This is a genomic window from Enterobacteriaceae bacterium ESL0689 (genome assembly GCA_029433525.1).
GTDB lineage: Bacteria > Pseudomonadota > Gammaproteobacteria > Enterobacterales > Enterobacteriaceae > JAQTIF01.
This window is the reverse complement of sequence record JAQTIF010000002.1, coordinates 424,772-439,693: the sequence shown is the minus strand read 5'-3', so window position 1 is coordinate 439,693 and position 14,922 is coordinate 424,772. Positions and strand designations below refer to the sequence as shown.

General features: G+C 48.9%; 13 protein-coding genes, 1 tRNA gene and 2 pseudogenes. 8 read left to right on the top strand and 8 right to left on the bottom strand.

Translation table 11 applies throughout. From position 1 onward, the window contains the following. The first annotated feature begins 6 nt into the window (after positions 1-6). A complete protein-coding gene (locus tag PT300_13900) occupies positions 7-357 on the top strand; it encodes a DUF305 domain-containing protein (GenBank protein MDF7681618.1) in 351 nt (116 codons plus the stop codon). 202 nt (positions 358-559) lie between these two features. On the opposite strand, the gene ybcJ is transcribed toward PT300_13900, so the two are convergent. Together ybcJ and folD are read right to left on the bottom strand one after the other, a co-directional pair. Further along, positions 560-772 carry a ribosome-associated protein YbcJ gene (gene ybcJ / locus PT300_13895; GenBank protein ID MDF7681617.1) on the bottom strand — a complete coding sequence of 71 codons (213 nt, stop codon included), beginning with the start codon at positions 770-772 and terminating at the stop codon, positions 560-562. Position 773: 1 nt separating this feature from the next. Continuing rightward, positions 774-1,640 (bottom strand): bifunctional methylenetetrahydrofolate dehydrogenase/methenyltetrahydrofolate cyclohydrolase FolD, encoded by an 867-nt coding sequence (folD, locus tag PT300_13890; protein ID MDF7681616.1) that lies wholly within the window; start codon positions 1,638-1,640, stop codon positions 774-776. A gap of 244 nt (positions 1,641-1,884) precedes the next feature. Between folD and PT300_13885 the strand changes: the two genes are divergently transcribed. Continuing rightward, positions 1,885-1,961 (top strand) — tRNA-Arg (locus PT300_13885). Positions 1,962-2,394: 433 nt separating this feature from the next. On the opposite strand, the gene PT300_13880 is transcribed toward PT300_13885, so the two are convergent. Beyond that, a protein-coding gene (locus PT300_13880; GenBank protein ID MDF7681615.1) for an IS5 family transposase occupies positions 2,395-3,239 on the bottom strand; the annotation gives its coding sequence in 2 pieces (ribosomal slippage) (positions 2,395-2,894 and positions 2,894-3,239; 846 coding nt in all). A 71-nt stretch (positions 3,240-3,310) separates the two neighbouring features. Between PT300_13880 and PT300_13875 the strand changes: the two genes are divergently transcribed. Beyond that, the gene (locus PT300_13875) at positions 3,311-3,826 is read left to right on the top strand and encodes a hypothetical protein (protein MDF7681614.1); all 516 of its coding nucleotides are present in this window, start codon (positions 3,311-3,313) and stop codon (positions 3,824-3,826) included. A 374-nt stretch (positions 3,827-4,200) separates the two neighbouring features. On the opposite strand, the gene PT300_13870 is transcribed toward PT300_13875, so the two are convergent. Both PT300_13870 and PT300_13865 read right to left on the bottom strand, forming a co-directional pair. Beyond that, positions 4,201-6,774, bottom strand: coding sequence for a DEAD/DEAH box helicase family protein (locus PT300_13870; protein MDF7681613.1), 2,574 nt, complete (start codon positions 6,772-6,774; stop codon positions 4,201-4,203). Further along, entirely contained in the window at positions 6,771-9,041 is a 2,271-nt protein-coding gene (locus PT300_13865) for a DNA methyltransferase (protein ID MDF7681612.1), read from the bottom strand. Before PT300_13865 ends, PT300_13870 begins: the two co-directional genes overlap by 4 nt. A gap of 302 nt (positions 9,042-9,343) precedes the next feature. Between PT300_13865 and PT300_13860 the strand changes: the two are divergent. The 3 genes and pseudogenes from PT300_13860 to PT300_13850 all read left to right on the top strand — a co-directional run bounded on the left by PT300_13860 (position 9,344) and on the right by PT300_13850 (position 11,383). Further along, a pseudogene (locus PT300_13860) lies at positions 9,344-9,589 on the top strand (type IV toxin-antitoxin system YeeU family antitoxin). Further along, positions 9,563-10,912: a DUF935 family protein gene (locus PT300_13855; protein ID MDF7681611.1), complete on the top strand. Its 1,350-nt coding sequence runs from the start codon at positions 9,563-9,565 to the stop codon at positions 10,910-10,912. Before PT300_13860 ends, PT300_13855 begins: the two are co-directional and overlap by 27 nt. 60 nt (positions 10,913-10,972) lie before the next feature. Further along, positions 10,973-11,383, top strand: a complete 411-nt coding sequence (locus PT300_13850) for a tail fiber assembly protein (GenBank protein MDF7681610.1) — start codon at positions 10,973-10,975, stop codon at positions 11,381-11,383. Here PT300_13850 and PT300_13845 read toward each other — a convergent pair. From PT300_13845 to PT300_13835, 3 genes and pseudogenes are all read right to left on the bottom strand, one after another. Then, positions 11,355-11,444, bottom strand: a pseudogene (locus PT300_13845) (tail fiber assembly protein). The gene PT300_13850 and the pseudogene PT300_13845 overlap by 29 nt on opposite strands. Positions 11,445-11,722: 278 nt before the next feature. Continuing rightward, the gene (locus tag PT300_13840; GenBank protein ID MDF7681609.1) at positions 11,723-12,133 is read right to left on the bottom strand and encodes a type II toxin-antitoxin system HicB family antitoxin; all 411 of its coding nucleotides are present in this window, start codon (positions 12,131-12,133) and stop codon (positions 11,723-11,725) included. 22 nt (positions 12,134-12,155) lie between these two features. After that, positions 12,156-12,335: a type II toxin-antitoxin system HicA family toxin gene (locus PT300_13835; protein ID MDF7681608.1), complete on the bottom strand. Its 180-nt coding sequence runs from the start codon at positions 12,333-12,335 to the stop codon at positions 12,156-12,158. Positions 12,336-13,020: 685 nt separating this feature from the next. Between PT300_13835 and PT300_13830 the strand changes: the two genes are divergently transcribed. Next, a complete protein-coding gene (locus PT300_13830; protein ID MDF7681607.1) occupies positions 13,021-13,992 on the top strand; it encodes an RHS domain-containing protein in 972 nt (323 codons plus the stop codon). Between the two features lie 155 nt (positions 13,993-14,147). After that, positions 14,148-14,336, top strand: a complete 189-nt coding sequence (locus tag PT300_13825; GenBank protein ID MDF7681606.1) for a hypothetical protein — start codon at positions 14,148-14,150, stop codon at positions 14,334-14,336. Positions 14,337-14,922 lie beyond the last annotated feature (586 nt).

Below are 14,922 nucleotides of genomic sequence, written 5' to 3'. Positions count from 1 at the left end.
ATTGTTATGAAAATCAAAACATCTCTTTTGGTACTACTCATGTCAGCGATGCCGGTCATCGCCGCTGAACATGCGAAGATGCACACACCAGAAATGGCATCATCGCCTGTCACACAGGAATATATGGACGGCATGAAAGATATGCATGAAAAAATGATGGCTGGTATTGCTGATCCTGATCCCGATAAAGCTTTTGCCAAAGGAATGACGGCGCATCATGAAGGCGCAATCTCAATGGCGGAAACTGAACTGAAATACGGGAAGGACCCTGAGATGAAAAAACTGGCGCAGGAGATTATAAATGCGCAGAAAAAAGAGATAAACCAGATGAATGACTGGCTCAGTAACCAGAAATAACAGGCAGCAGGAATATTTTTCGGCGGTGACCGCGCAGGCGGTCACCTGAGCCGATAATCAAGCGGCTTAGCACCGGGCCCATCAGGCTATTTGACTTGCCATTCTGGCTCTGGACAGTGCCAGAAATCCTCACGTACCCCCTGTACGCTGCGGTTTCTGCGCGCTATCGGTGTCCAGATTGCTGCATCAATAACCAAGTGGGTCAGGCAGTTACTCTGATACTGCGATCCGCAACGCTGACGATTTGTCCCGCGACAATTTTACAGCGTTTACGGGTTTCTGTGATGCCGTTGACTTTCACCTCTCCGCTGGCAATCAGGTGTTTAGCCTGGGCGCCGCTTTCACTCCAGCCTTCCAGTTTGAGCAAATCACACAATGCGATATAAGTATGCTGACCTAAAGAGAAATCTTTCATCTTAATCCTGTGGTGTATCATGGTACTCTTCACACGCCTGTAACGTATTCTGAATAAGAGTTGCGACAGTCATCGGGCCAACGCCACCGGGAACTGGGGTAATATAAGCTGCGCGTTTCACGGCCTCTTCAAACCCGACATCCCCCACCACTTTGCCGTTGTCCAGGCGGTTAATGCCGACATCAATAACGATAGCATCTTTTTTAATCCATTCACCAGGAATAAGGCCGGGTTTACCGACTGCAACGACCAGCAGATCCGCCTGTTCGACGTGTTGTCGCAGATTGCGGGTAAAGCGATGTGCCACCGTTGTCGTGCAGCCAGCCAGCAATAATTCCATACACATTGGACGACCAACGATATTGGAAGCACCGATAATAACCGCATTCAGACCGTAAGTATCGATATCGTAATGCGCAAGCAGGGTCATTATTCCCTTTGGCGTACATGAACGCAAAAGCGGTGCACGCTGGCACAGATGGCCAACATTATAGGGGTGGAAACCATCCACATCTTTATCGGCAGCGATACGTTCCAGCACTTTGGTATTGTCGATGCCCGAGGGCAGGGGAAGCTGGATCAGAATGCCATCGAGGGTGTCATCGGCATTCAGTGTATCGATCAGTGCCAGCAGTTCGGGTTCAGTGATGGTTTGCGGGAGATCATATGAACGGGAGATGAAGCCGACCTCTTCACAGGCTTTTCGTTTATTGTCTACATAGATCCGTGATGCCGGATCACTGCCAACGAGTACTACCGCTAATCCTGGGCGGCGCTTGCCAGTGGCTATACGGGCTTTGACTTTTTCCGCGACTTCTGCGCGCACCTGTTGTGCTATTGCTTTACCATCAATAATTATTGCTGCCATCAGAAAGAGAATTCCATCCTTATCGTAACCCACCGGAAGGTTGATATTTTGTCAGAAGCCAGCGTTGCTGTCAGTGGTCGTTTCAGCTTTTATCGCCGATCAGCGACGAAAATTTCACCTTAACGGCCACGCCAGCAAGGGAGTTATCACCATAATCAGTGTTTCATAGAAAAGGCATTGACTCACTGGCCATTGACCGTATAATTCGACGCTGTTTCACGTCATGATACAACCATTTCTTAATGCGCCCTTAGCTCAGCTGGATAGAGCAACGGCCTTCTAAGCCGTAGGTCACAGGTTCGAATCCTGTAGGGCGCGCCAAATTCAATTCAAGAGACGTCAACTGACGTCTTTTTTTTATGCCTGAAATTCAGTAAATTAGCTCTAAACCACGTATTCAAATTCAACCTGAGTCTATCGGCATAAACCCACATCAAGTAATCTTTGTTGGTATATGTGTTGGTACAACCCTGTTCAATGGCTTTTTGTACCAACATTCAGTGATGGAGAGCAGCCAATGGCGCTAACAGATGTAAAAGTCAGAAGTGCGAAACCTACCGATTGACGCAATTCGCAGTAATGATGATTTTAAAATTGCTACTATCATGCGTAAGTACTCGCCTGTTTTTTCGAGTTCGCGCCTCGAATATGCAGACGATCCACTATTGCTCTTCCGGGAAGCACAATGCCAAATAGACAAGATAAAAGTGTTTCTTGGCGAGAACTTGGCTTTCCCCATTCTAGGCTGTGTCCCTTAACCTAACAACCGCCTTAAAAACAACCTGATTGCCCCCAGTTTTAGCATGCTCAGATAGTTTCTGGCTGTTTTTTCTGAGCGCGTGGCTATTCGACGGTTTTCTTTCAGTATTGCAAAGCAGCGTTCCACCACATTGCGCTTTTTATATAACTGACGATCCAGCGCTCGACGACCATCACGGCTTGCTTTTTCGTTTGATTTGAAAGGAATAACTGCCTTTATTCCCTTCGTTTTTAAATAAATACGAAGATTACCGCCTGAGTATCCTTTATCCGCCAGCACAGCTTTGGGGCGCGACTTCAGACAACCACTTTTTCGAATAACACCGATTTGTCTGAGTAAGGGTTTTGCGTACTGACTTTCGTGAGCCTGCCCACCGCTCAGGCAGAAACTTAAGGGTAATCCTGTACCATCTGTTGCCAGATGGATTTTGGTGCCAAAGCCGCCGCGTGAGCGACCCAGCCCATGGTCATCTGAGTCATCGGGATATTTTTTTTTGCACCCGCAGCCGCTTTCAGGGCCCTGATGTTACTTCCGTCAAGTGCGATGACATCCCAGTCAATCAACGATTTTTCATCAAGTATCTGAAGTAATTTATTGAAAATACTGTTCATTACGCCACTTTTTGACCACCGGTTAAAACGGTTATATATCGTTTTCCAGCAGCCGTAACGTTCAGGTAAATCCCGCCATGGGGCACCGGAACAAAGGATCCAGAATATGCCATTCATGACGTGTCTGTGAGAAAAATAAGGGCGTCCCCCTCTGGAAGAGGCTTTTTCAGGTGGCAGCATGGGAGAGATCAGTGCCCACGCCTCATCCGGGAAATCGTAGCGAGCCATATCTAAAGGACTTTCTATAGTGAGACAGATACCAGATTGTACAAAAAATAGTTACGGGACACACCCTAGAAGTGTGCAAACTGATTCATGAAGGGGAATTGCTGATCCTGCCTGAGGCTTTCCTGCTTCACCTGGCGCTGGTGCCATATAAGGATGATGAATCCACAGAGGAAGTGGACGTCAACAAAGAGCATGAGGCCTGGAGCCGATCTCTGAGCGCATCCACCCGTGAACTGGAAAATTACATTAGCTATATTTCATCCACATCTTCCTACGACACTCATCAGGGAGTGAAGGGACTGCAGTTTCCTCGAGTCATGGCTATTCTGGATGATGAAGAGGCCCGTGGATTCATGTTCAGTTACGATAAGCTACTGGGTGTCACACCGCACTCTAAAACGGATCAGGAAAACGAAAGTGCAGGAGGGGACTCTTCGCCTAAAAGATCGCGCCGCCTTTTTTATGTTATCTGCAGCAGGGCACAGAAAAGCCTCGCTGTCGTCGCGTACACTAAAGCGCCCGATTTAGTTGAACGGACCGTAATTGCGTCAGGTTGGTTCGTAAAAGAAGAAATTATGCATATGTGAACGAGGTCATGTATGGTGAAGGACGATGAGGATGGTCTCAGAAATCATTCTTATATACTTTACTATGTGATTAATCCGCTCGTATCACCCTATCTTAACTCGAATTGTTATGGTGGTACTGACCAATTTCAGGTCTGTATCTTCCTCGACAGAGCTCATATTGGTGAGCGGAGAGCCCTGTTATGTGAATTGATTGGGATATGTAGATGCAGGCTAAATGGTATCCTTCTATAATCGTAATTAATTGGATTATCTGATTAAATATATTAAAAGTATTTGGTGGGAAACATTGTTTTGGTTGTAATCGAGGATAGTATTTTTATGAATGGCCTTTTACTCATAAAAGGCCATTCCGTTTCTTGATTATCAATAGATTACTGATAATAATCCGCAAGATTGCTGCTAAATAATAATTCTGCACTTTCAGCCGCAGCCACAGCGTCCTGAACATCCTGCCGTTTCAAATCCAAAACCCGCAATTTACCCTTCACTTCAGCGACGGATTCGATTCGTCTAAAAGCATCAGAATGATGTTTGGCATACAACGCCAGGCCTTTCAGCTTGGGCATAGCATCAGCCAGATGTAGGCTATGTGGATCTACTAAATCCACAACAATTTCGCTATTCTGTTCGGCAAAGAACAGGAAATCGGGACGAACAATTTTGTATTGTTCGGTTTCAACATAGGCGATGCCTAGTGACGACGGCCCTGTGTATTGTGGGTTACGATACCAGAAAGCAAATCCTTCACGTTTGGTTTCTATCTCAAAAACCGTGGTTTCCCAATGGTTCAACTGAGCCGGATAGTTCCCGTTTTCGTCACACAACAAATGGTGTTTCCAGACAGGAAGGTCAGTTTCCTTCTCACCTTCACGCGCCCTGGTCATTTCAAACTTGTTCTCCGGCCTGACCAGATCCACGTCCTGCGGTTCGGTACTCATTTCGGCGATTTGACGATAAGCCTCTTTACGCTCATCTTTCAAGATCTTAATCTGCTGCGCGTACTCAGCCAGCCACGCCTTCGCCAGTTTATCAGCCTCGGCATCGAAGTAATCCTGCACCTCTATTACTAGCCCCAAACCAGCAACGGTCACACGAGCTTCCATGATTGCTTCCAAATACTCCTCAGCATCCTCTTCTCGATCCGCGACCTTATCGGCCAGATATTCGACATAGGTACGTGAAACATCTGGGCTGAAGATTCGGGCTGCGCGCCGGTAGGCGTCATCAATCACCGCTATGTCCGCCTCCTCCCAAAATTCGTTGAAGGTCATGGCTTTATTCTTCAGGCTGGCAACCACAGCTTTACCATCCACTACGAGCACTGCATTGCGCTTGTTTTTGATTTTTTCAGCATTTTCTGTTTGGAATTTTTCCAGGACAGCGTGCAAAGCAGCATGGGCTTTCCTGACTGCCCCATCAAGAATGCCGTCATCAACCAGTTCCTGTGCCAGCGCGGTCAGACGTTTGGCTGGTCTGGCTCCTTTCTGTGGTCGGGTTTGTGAAGGTAGCGCTTCAAATACTTCCCATACGGCAGCTGAAGCCGCCGGGTTAGGTTTCATCTCCACAGGGTTAACCAAGATACGTCCGCTCGGAGGAGATGTATCATCGCCCTTAAACAAGGTATTGACGACATCTCTCACTGTATTGGTATTAAACTTGGGCAGCAGGCATTCTACTGAGTTTAAGCGCTCATTACCCGGAATACGCCTTGCCAGTGGAGTACGCACCATACGCCCTAGCAATTGCGTAATATGCGTTTTGTCGCTGGCAGCGCGGAAGGAAACCATTACTTCGGCACGCGGGCAATCCCAGCCAGTGCTGATTGCATCTTTAGCAATCAGTACTCGCACCCAAGTTGATTCCTGCACCCGCTGCGGTTCAATATAATGTACCTGGTGTTGGCCGAAACGCTGTGTGGTATGTTCACCGAAAACATGAGCAACACTGTCAATGGGCAATTCGGGGTAGCGAGAGAATAGCGTATCCAGCCAACGCCCCACTTCGTTCGGGTCAGGTGTATTGGGTACCTGGAATACCATCAGCGGCACTACTTCGCGCGCAGTTTCCTGTTGTTTTGCATACTCTGCCCAGGCATCGGTCACTTCTCTGAGTCTGTCGGCAGCACGGCGTACCCATACAGTATCGAAGTCTCCGGCTTCATCCGGTACACCAAGAATGATATCGTCCTTGATAAGTCCCGATTCCTGCACTTTAGCTGAGTCAACCACCACGTTCGGCAGTTTGACATGATGACCGGCATTGGCAATAGCATTGTCGAAACGTTCAACTGTGGCAGAAATACCCCACACTACTGGAATACCTTTCACTCCAGCCGAACCATTGATTAGACGTTGCACAATAGTACTCTTAGCAGCTTCACTGGAAGCCGTTGACGAGCCCATACCTCTGTGCGCTTCGTCGAGCACCAGATAGAGGGTTAGATCCGGGTCTTCAATGGTGTTCTGGATGGTATCCCATAGCGTATAAGCCTGTGCATCAGGAGCTGCTTCGAAGAGCCCGCCTTTATCATCGAACCCGCGTACCAGCAGGCTTTTTTTGCCAAACTTCTGCGTGTTAAGGAAATAGATTTTTCCAGCCTGAAATTTGCGCCGACTGAAAGGATGTTCAACCACGACCATATCGTTGTAGTTGATACGGTCACTGGCTTCCATCAAGCGAAAGCGGGTTTGCTCGTTAAGTGCAGGATCGTCACTGAACCAGATCACTACCGCGCCGGGATCGGCATCGAAATTAAATTCGTCGTCGCCATGAAACAATGCTTCAAACGCAGCGGCAGCCATAACAGTCTTACCCGCACCGGTCACTGCCGTTAAAGAGAAGGCGCTCTTGTCATTTTCGTTATGCCAGTAACGGCGAGCTTTTCTGAGATTCACCAGCGAATCACGTACCGCATCGCGCTGATAGTCTTTTAGAGTGAACTTCATTCTGTTAATTCCCCACTGGTGAAGCTGAAATTGGTCAGGTACGACTCGTACAAACGTACCGGCTCAACACCTCTTGGCAGACGCCTGGTGACAGCCTGGAAGTGCCGATCATCATCGGTAACGATGAAGGCCACGCGCACTTCACTGGCATCGCTAATAGCGTCAATGAAAGGTGTAGCCTGATCAACCGCCGACAGCAGTCCATAGGCATCAGTTACTACCCATCCTTCCGCGGGAAGTGTGTCAATACGTTTGCCGCGTGCGCCTGCTCGCAACCACAGCAACGGCGCAATGCGCGCATATGCTAGGTTGTAGCTAACCGATTTCTCAGCTTCGTAGGTCAGGGTGAAGAACTCAGCGTTTTCCTCAAAGCCTTCAGACATTGGGAACTCATTGATAAATTTATAATTACCCTTAATAGGTTGTCCTTTCGGCGTTTTTCCTGTGATGGCGGCCTGTACACGTGGTTTGGTTATGTAGTCACAGATGCCCCACTTTTCCCAATCAGAGTCTCCGGGGCGAAAGCCCTGTTGTAGCAATTTTTTTTGTTCGTCGGCAGCGACTTCGTTATTAGTGACAGAGATGCACTGACGACAACCGCCATCCTGCTTGTTCAGGCGCATGACTGCGTGGGCTGTTGTTCCTGAGCCACTAAAGAAATCGAGAATGATTGCTTTGGGCTTGTTAGCAACAAAAAAGCGAAGAGCATCCTCGACAGCATAAAGCGATTTAGGGAATGGAAAAGTTCTCGACGGTAACAAAGACCGAAGAAGGGCGGTCCCATACTCAGAGGCATTATGAGAAGCAATTTTCCACTGTGAGGGGGCGACTCGTCGAGTATCGCGACGACCTGTTGCTATCAGTGAGCCGTCCTCAGCACGACCATGTATTTCGAAAAGATCAGACAATACCGCTGCATACGCACCATCAGGAAGATAATTTACGACAAAACCATAGGAAGTTGCTCGTCCTAGTCTAACCCTACCTTGCTCAATGCGGCTTCGTAATTCCGCAGGCCCAACTTGCCAAACACCTTCTGAACCATCTGAACGTAGAGGCCAAATAGTCGTCAGTCCGGGTCTGTCCTGTGGGAGTTCAGCTCCTAACGGAATGCTCTCGCCAACCTCAACAATTCGTTTTCCATCAGGAGTTGCATATATTGGGAAAAAAAGCCCAGGCCGCTCCGCACGGGCGGCGTGTGAACCACGTCGCATCATTGATGTCCATTCTGGCGTTGATGGTGCTTTCCCTTCGTCACTATCGTCTACTGTACTTGACGCAGAACTAGCCCAATCAGCACCAAGCTGAAGGCGTGCAGGTGATGAAGCTCCAAACATTACAAAATAGAGGTATTCGTCAGTACGTCGAAATCCGTTTCCACGGGAAGCTCCCTTTGGATTTATGACTGATGAGACCATCTGCACGTTAGCTTCCGGGAATATTTGCTCCAGCAACAATCCCAGCCGCAGATATTCCTTCTCATCAATAGTGACGATCAACACCGAATCTACCGGATTTAACAATTCCTTAGCTACTAGCAAGCGACGTTCCATCATTGCCAGCCATTTGCTGTGTCGATAGATGTCGTCACCTTCTACGTAATCGTTATTGTATTTCCAGTCTTTAGCCCCTGTATTATACGGTGGGTCAATATAAATTGCGTCTACCTTTCCCCTATGAGTGTATGTCAACGCTTTCAACACATGGTAGTTCTCGCCATTGATCACTGAATGGAAAGGCTTGTCACCGCCGCGTTGCACTTTTCCCGTACTAACTAATCCCGGCCAGATCATGTCACGAAATTCAGCTATAACTACAAGGTCGCTCAGTGCTACAGTCTGAGTCTCGACCTCAACCCTGCCCAGCAACTCCAGATCAGCGACCTTCTTCGTCTTGTGGATGGTTTTAACCTGCCATAACCGTTGATCACCTTTCTTAGTAGAACCACGCTCTGGCAGAACGCGAACCTTGTCCCCTTTGCGAATAGGCCGTAATGGCAACTCAACTACTTCGGGGCTATGTCGTTCGAAATTAAGACCAAAGGGAAGACGTGATGACAGGATCTTGATTTCTCGATCCAAGTCAGCGCCCAACTGTGGGTCTTTGGCCTTCGCTTTAGCTATTAAATCAGTCAGCCTGGACATATATTCCTTTTTTCTTATCAATTCTAAGCATTGTAGTTTCAAACGTTCGGCTATCAGGAAAGCCCAATACGTTGATCCATTGACGGAGTCAGAACATTGAAAAATTGGCTGTAATACTAACATTAATCAACGATTTCATCGATCCTAAAACCGAGTGTCACAGGTTAATACCAGCATGTCTGTAGCCCGGTTCTCATTATCTAAGTGACATCAGACAATCCAAATAATTGCAAACATATATCACCCCATCGAGCACAGCCACTCATACGGCGAACCTACTGGTTCTCCCTTGTTTTTTCATTTTCTGAGTGGTTAAAACTATTTAATAAACAATAAAATATTAACACCATCAGTAGGGAAGTGGCCGCACTATGCTCATGTTAAAATCATGGATGCTCATGTGACAGACCAAGTGAAGCTGTAGCTTGGCATCTCCCCAACCCGCTGTCACGCCGAGCTTTGGCGCAAGGCTGGTACAGGAAGGCAATCACCTGCATTACCTGGCAGACCGCGCCAGTATCACCGGAGCCTTCAGTGATGCGGATTTACGTCATCTCGATCAGACGTTTCCCGTACTTCTCAAACAGCTCGAGTTAATGCTGGTTTCCGGTGAACTCAATCCACGCCATCAGCACAGCGTCACGCTGTATGCAAAAGGGCTGACCCTCGACGCAGATATCCGTCGGCGCAAGGCCGCCGTAAAGTCGCTGGAGCGCGGCATGGAGCGCGGGCACGCTTCAGAGCCGGTATTCAATTTCATCCGCGATATGCTGGACGACATCGATATCTCTCGCATCATCGGCGAGATGACCGACGCCGTGCTATATGGGTATCAGCCCTGTGAAATTATGTGGGGCCGCTCAGTGAAGTCCTGGGCAGTCACCGACATCGTGGGCAAACCGCCTGAGTGGTTCCAGTTCGACAATGACAACCTGCTGCGCTTCCGGGCCAAAGACGCCGGGTTAGAGGGCGAGCCGGTACCACTCAATAAATTTGTGGTACCGCGCCAGGATGCCACCTACGACAATCCATATGGTTTTCCCGACCTGTCCATGTGCTTCTGGCCCGTGACATTCAAAAAAGGCGGGATGAAGTTCTGGGTGCGTTTTGCCGAGAAATTCGGCTCGCCGTGGGTTATCGGCAAGCATCCACGCGGCACGGCGCAGGGTGAAATCGACCTGCTGCTGGACTCCATGGAGGCGATGGTGGAAGACGCGGTGGCGGCGATCCCCGATGACTCCTCAATCGAAATCAAAGAGGCCGCAGGCAAGGCCGACAGCAGTGATATTTACCAGAACCTCATCACGCTGGCCCGCAGTGAAATCTCCATCGCACTGCTGGGGCAGAACCAGACCACCGAAGCCAACAGCAATCGCGCTTCCGCACAGGCGGGTCTGGAGGTCACCAGCGATATCCGCGATGCCGACGCCGAAATTATTGAAAGCGCGGTTAACCAAGTGATACGTCAGGTGGTTGCGCTGAATTTTGGTGAGGTGGCCAGCCCCGTCTGGCGCATGTGGGAACAGGGAACCGTCGACGATCTGCAGGCCAGTCGCGATGAGAAACTCAGTCGTGCCGGTGTGATGTTCACCCCGCAATACTTCAAGCGCGAATACCAGCTGCAGGACGGTGATATTGACGAGACGCCGCCGTCAGAACGTCAGAGGAGCGGCATGATGCCGCTGTCGTTTGCCGAAGCGATGGATGCCGATATTCAGGCCCAGGAGCAACTGGATGACGCATTGGATATTCTGATGAACGGCGGGACATTAAACGGAACGTTGGAACCCGTGCTGGCTCCGCTGTTTAAGCAGGTTCAAAGCGGCACTAACCCCTCTGAACTGCTGGGTGATCTGGCCGATCTGTATCCGCAGATGAATACCGAAGACCTGCAGGAACGGCTGGCTCGTATTTTGTTTGTGGCGAATAGGCGGCGGCATCAGTGGTCACGCGTATGGCTCAGGCGGCGGTGGTGCATACGATTCCGCTTATAGCGGAACTAAGATGACAGGCGGGAATGGCGCGGCGGGGATTTGTATTATCGAGGAGTTCGCATAATGAGTAATTACGCATTAGTTAAAAACGATATCGTTGTGAATGTAATTGCCTGGGATGGTGAAAATGAATTCACAGTGCCGGATAACCAACAGCTCATTAATATTTCAGATATCAATGAGACGCCGGGAATAGGCTGGTCATATTCAGGAGGGGAATTTACTGCGCCTCCGCCTCCAGAGCGCTCTCATGATGAACTGGTGGCCGATGCTGAACAGCAAAAACAGTTGCTGATAGACGCAGCAATGGCATCTATCAGCGTGATTCAATTGAAATTACAGGCCGGACGCAAACTGACGGACGATGAAAACGCGAGGCTGAATGCGGTACTCGACTATATAGATGCGGTGGCAGCAATTGATACTGACACTGCGCCGAGCATCAACTGGCCTGCTCCACAGGCTGAGTAGGACAACTGATATCGGGGACTGTTGAGGTATCAACGCGGTTCAGCAGTACCCTGTATTTTTTTGGTTATCGACGCTGTACCGGTATTTTTCGGTAGATGGTTAGAGGGAGGATGCAGCGGTAGGATTGTAATTCTTTTGCAAATATTGAAACATCGCAGCGATGCCATTTATCTCACGGAAATGAACGCATTTATCGCGCGGCGCATCAAGTTGGCGTTTGATAGTAACTGATTTGGGGTAGCGAAAAAGGATGAAAGCAATCGCCTAGTGCGGTAGCGGAACCATTGACCTTCTCTTCATGAAAAGTGTATTGAACTACCGGGGGCTGCCCCCGGTAGTTTAGATTTTGGCGCTACCTATTACTTTATCAGCCGCCACGCGGGACAGGAAACCAGAGCGGCTACCGTACTCAGGGTGCGCAGCGACAAACTGATCGATACGGCGGATCAGCAAAGAAGGGAGTGTTACGTTAATTTTTTCAGCTTTCCCCATTAACCGGGTAACGTCCACATCCACCAGCGCCCACACCACGCCAGCATAATCAGGATCGGCCAGCCAGTTTTCCACGCTGGTTGCTTCCGGCACTGCCTCACCATTTTCCACCAGTAATTCGATATGTGCGTCGATAGCCTCACGCACGCTCTCAATCGCATCCTGATAATTGTCGCCGCCAGAGAAGCAGCCTGGAATATCAGGTACGCGAACGCCGAAGGATGAATCGCCTTTATCAATAGCAACTGGATACAACATGTAAACCTCCAGGAGGTGGGGCTTAGAGCCCCGCTTGTTTTTTGATGCTTTTCAGTGTTGGTAGCGGTATGTCCTTCTGTGGATGTTTTACCGTTACCAATCCCTTTTTCGTTGGGTGTTTGAACTGGTGATGACTGCCTTTTACTCTTACCAGATACCACCCATCGGCTTCTATCATTGCTATTGCATTCCTGCTATCCATCCTCCGGCTCTCTGTGTTGCTTTTAGTAGAGTTATAATAACTCTTGGTGTATTGGCAGTCAAGTATTTCGGAGTTATTGGGGTTATTTTTATTAGTGGGGACGGAATCAGTGTATAAATAATTAGGTGGGGGTAGGTTGTGTCGTATTTGTGTCGCCACAGAATGTGCATAGAGAGCAGGCAAACACACTAAAATACTTCAAACGACACATAGCCAAGCGCGAGCGTGGATAATTTGTTTATTTACAATGTGTTGCTGGTGGATCTTCGATCTTCTAAGCCGTAGGTCACAGGTTCGAATCCTGTAGGGTAGTAAACAGACATCAACTGATGTCTTTTTTTATGCCTTAACTTCATGAGTTGATTGATTTTAGTGTATTTAAACTCTCTCTAAATATACCGACATCAAATATTGAGTGTTGCCTGCGTGAGCGGTGATAAACACGCCTGTGCGATTGTCTAATGTGATCGGCGGCTCGAATTTCCCACGCACGACAAACCAAACAGTACTTTCCCTGGCCACAGGCAATTGTCAATTTCCTCATTGTGTGAAGCCGATCGCAGAATAAGTCTGAAAATGATTAACGACTTAATAATATCATCGTGATTATTGTACCCCTGTGGCAGACTCAGACCCTCTCCTCTGAATCAATCATCCACGCCTTAATTCAGCACAGGGAACGGTCATGCGCAAAGGCAACCCCATCGGTAAACTGCAGTATGTGCCGCCGCCGCTCGGCACGGTCGATGGCGGCAGCGCTAATCCGCCGGTGAAGAACGACTGGTGGGCTGAATGGGGCGAGATGGTGCACAGCGGGCTCGATATCATCGGCGCGATACCGGTGGTGGGCATTCTCGCCGATGGTGTGAACGCGGTTATCTATACCGCCGAAGGGGAGTATGGTCAGGCGGCACTGTCAGCCACTTCGGCAGTAGTCAACTTTGTTCCCGGCGCGGGCGGGGTATTTAAAGCCGGAAAAATAGCCGCCCCGATTAATAAAGCGCTCGGTAAAACCAGCGCGGTGAAAGCGGTGGAGAAAAGCGCACTCCAGGCAGAAAAGACGGCGGTAAAAGCTGAAAGCCGGGCAGCCGGAAAAAGTGCCAGTCATACCCTCAGCGCCAAAAAAGCAGGCAGTGAAAAGGGCGGCAGCCATCAGAGTCGCAACAGCCGCAAAAGCGAGCCCTGCAAAATCCCGGCCGAGCCACTCTCGCCACTGACCAATAATCGTCTGCGGCAGTATGCCGATAAGCGTTACGAAGATGACGACTTCGGCAATCTGACCACAAAACACAGTGGCCACAACGACACCCAGCGACTTCACTGGAATGCAGAACATCAGCAGGAAGAAGTGGTCAGTATCCACAACGGCAAAACGCAACGCAGCCGCTACGGCTATGACGGCTTTGGCCGCCGGACATGGAAACAGGACACCAGCGGGGTCACGGTCTTCATCTGGGATGGCGACCAGCTGCTGAATGAAATCAGCGACCAGCGCAGCCATCTGTGGATTTACGAAGACGAGCACGGCTTCGTCTCGCTGGTACAGGCCACCCACAGGGCGGGCGAAGACAACAAAGAGGCACGGATATACTGGTATCATAATGACGCTTCCGGCCTGCCGCGCGAACTGACCGATGCCCAGGGCAATATCGTCTGATGGGTCGACCACGGCTGGGGCCGCACCGCGCAGGTGAAAACCCGCAACGGAGAGAATATCCACCAGCCCCTGCGTTATCAGGGATAATACTATGACGAAGAAACCAGACTGCACTATAATCGTTTTCGCTACTACGTCCGGAATGTGGCCGCTTTATCAGCCAGGACCCGCCAGGGCTTGCTGGCGGACTAAACCCGTATCAGTATGCACCGGATCCAATTAGCTGGATTGATCCGTGGGGGCTGAGTAAATGTAAACCAGAAAAATGGGATATAAATTCTCATCAAAATAATAAAAATGCAGTTAAAGGACTGAATCTTGGTCTAAATAGGTGCGCCAAATAGTAGATCACATTGAGGAAATTATTAGCGCCGTTCAATGTGGCAACTGTTGAAAAAAATTCGTCACTTTATGGAAACGCTCTGGTAATAAATATCGGCTGGCATAATTGTAGCGCTATTAGGCGCAATTATTTAGGGTTTTGCTGACGGGATTATCTGTACTGGCAACCCAGAATAGCGTGAATATGTAATAATAAAAATAAACTCAACCCCAGTGCTGTTACATTGATTTTTTATAAATGTTAGTGCATGGTAAATAAAAAATAGGATGGTTTAGCGGAAATACTACTTTTTGTTATGGTTTTTTGTATTCCTGATATTCTGGGTATTTTTCTACCGGAAACTAAAAAGAAAATATTCAGCGTATATATAATCCTGGCGTCCTGTTTAAAATATGGGTGCCTCCATCGTTGTTATTATGTTTTCAGCCGCGATCGTGATACAACTCTGTGCGCTTCCTCACACGCGAGAAAGGTACCAACTTCTTATTATATATATGGTGATTTCGGATCACTACGTATCGAACTTTTCGAACGTGCAAAAGCGCGATCAGTGTATTTCAGCACTTCAGGCCGGATCCCGGGTAAAG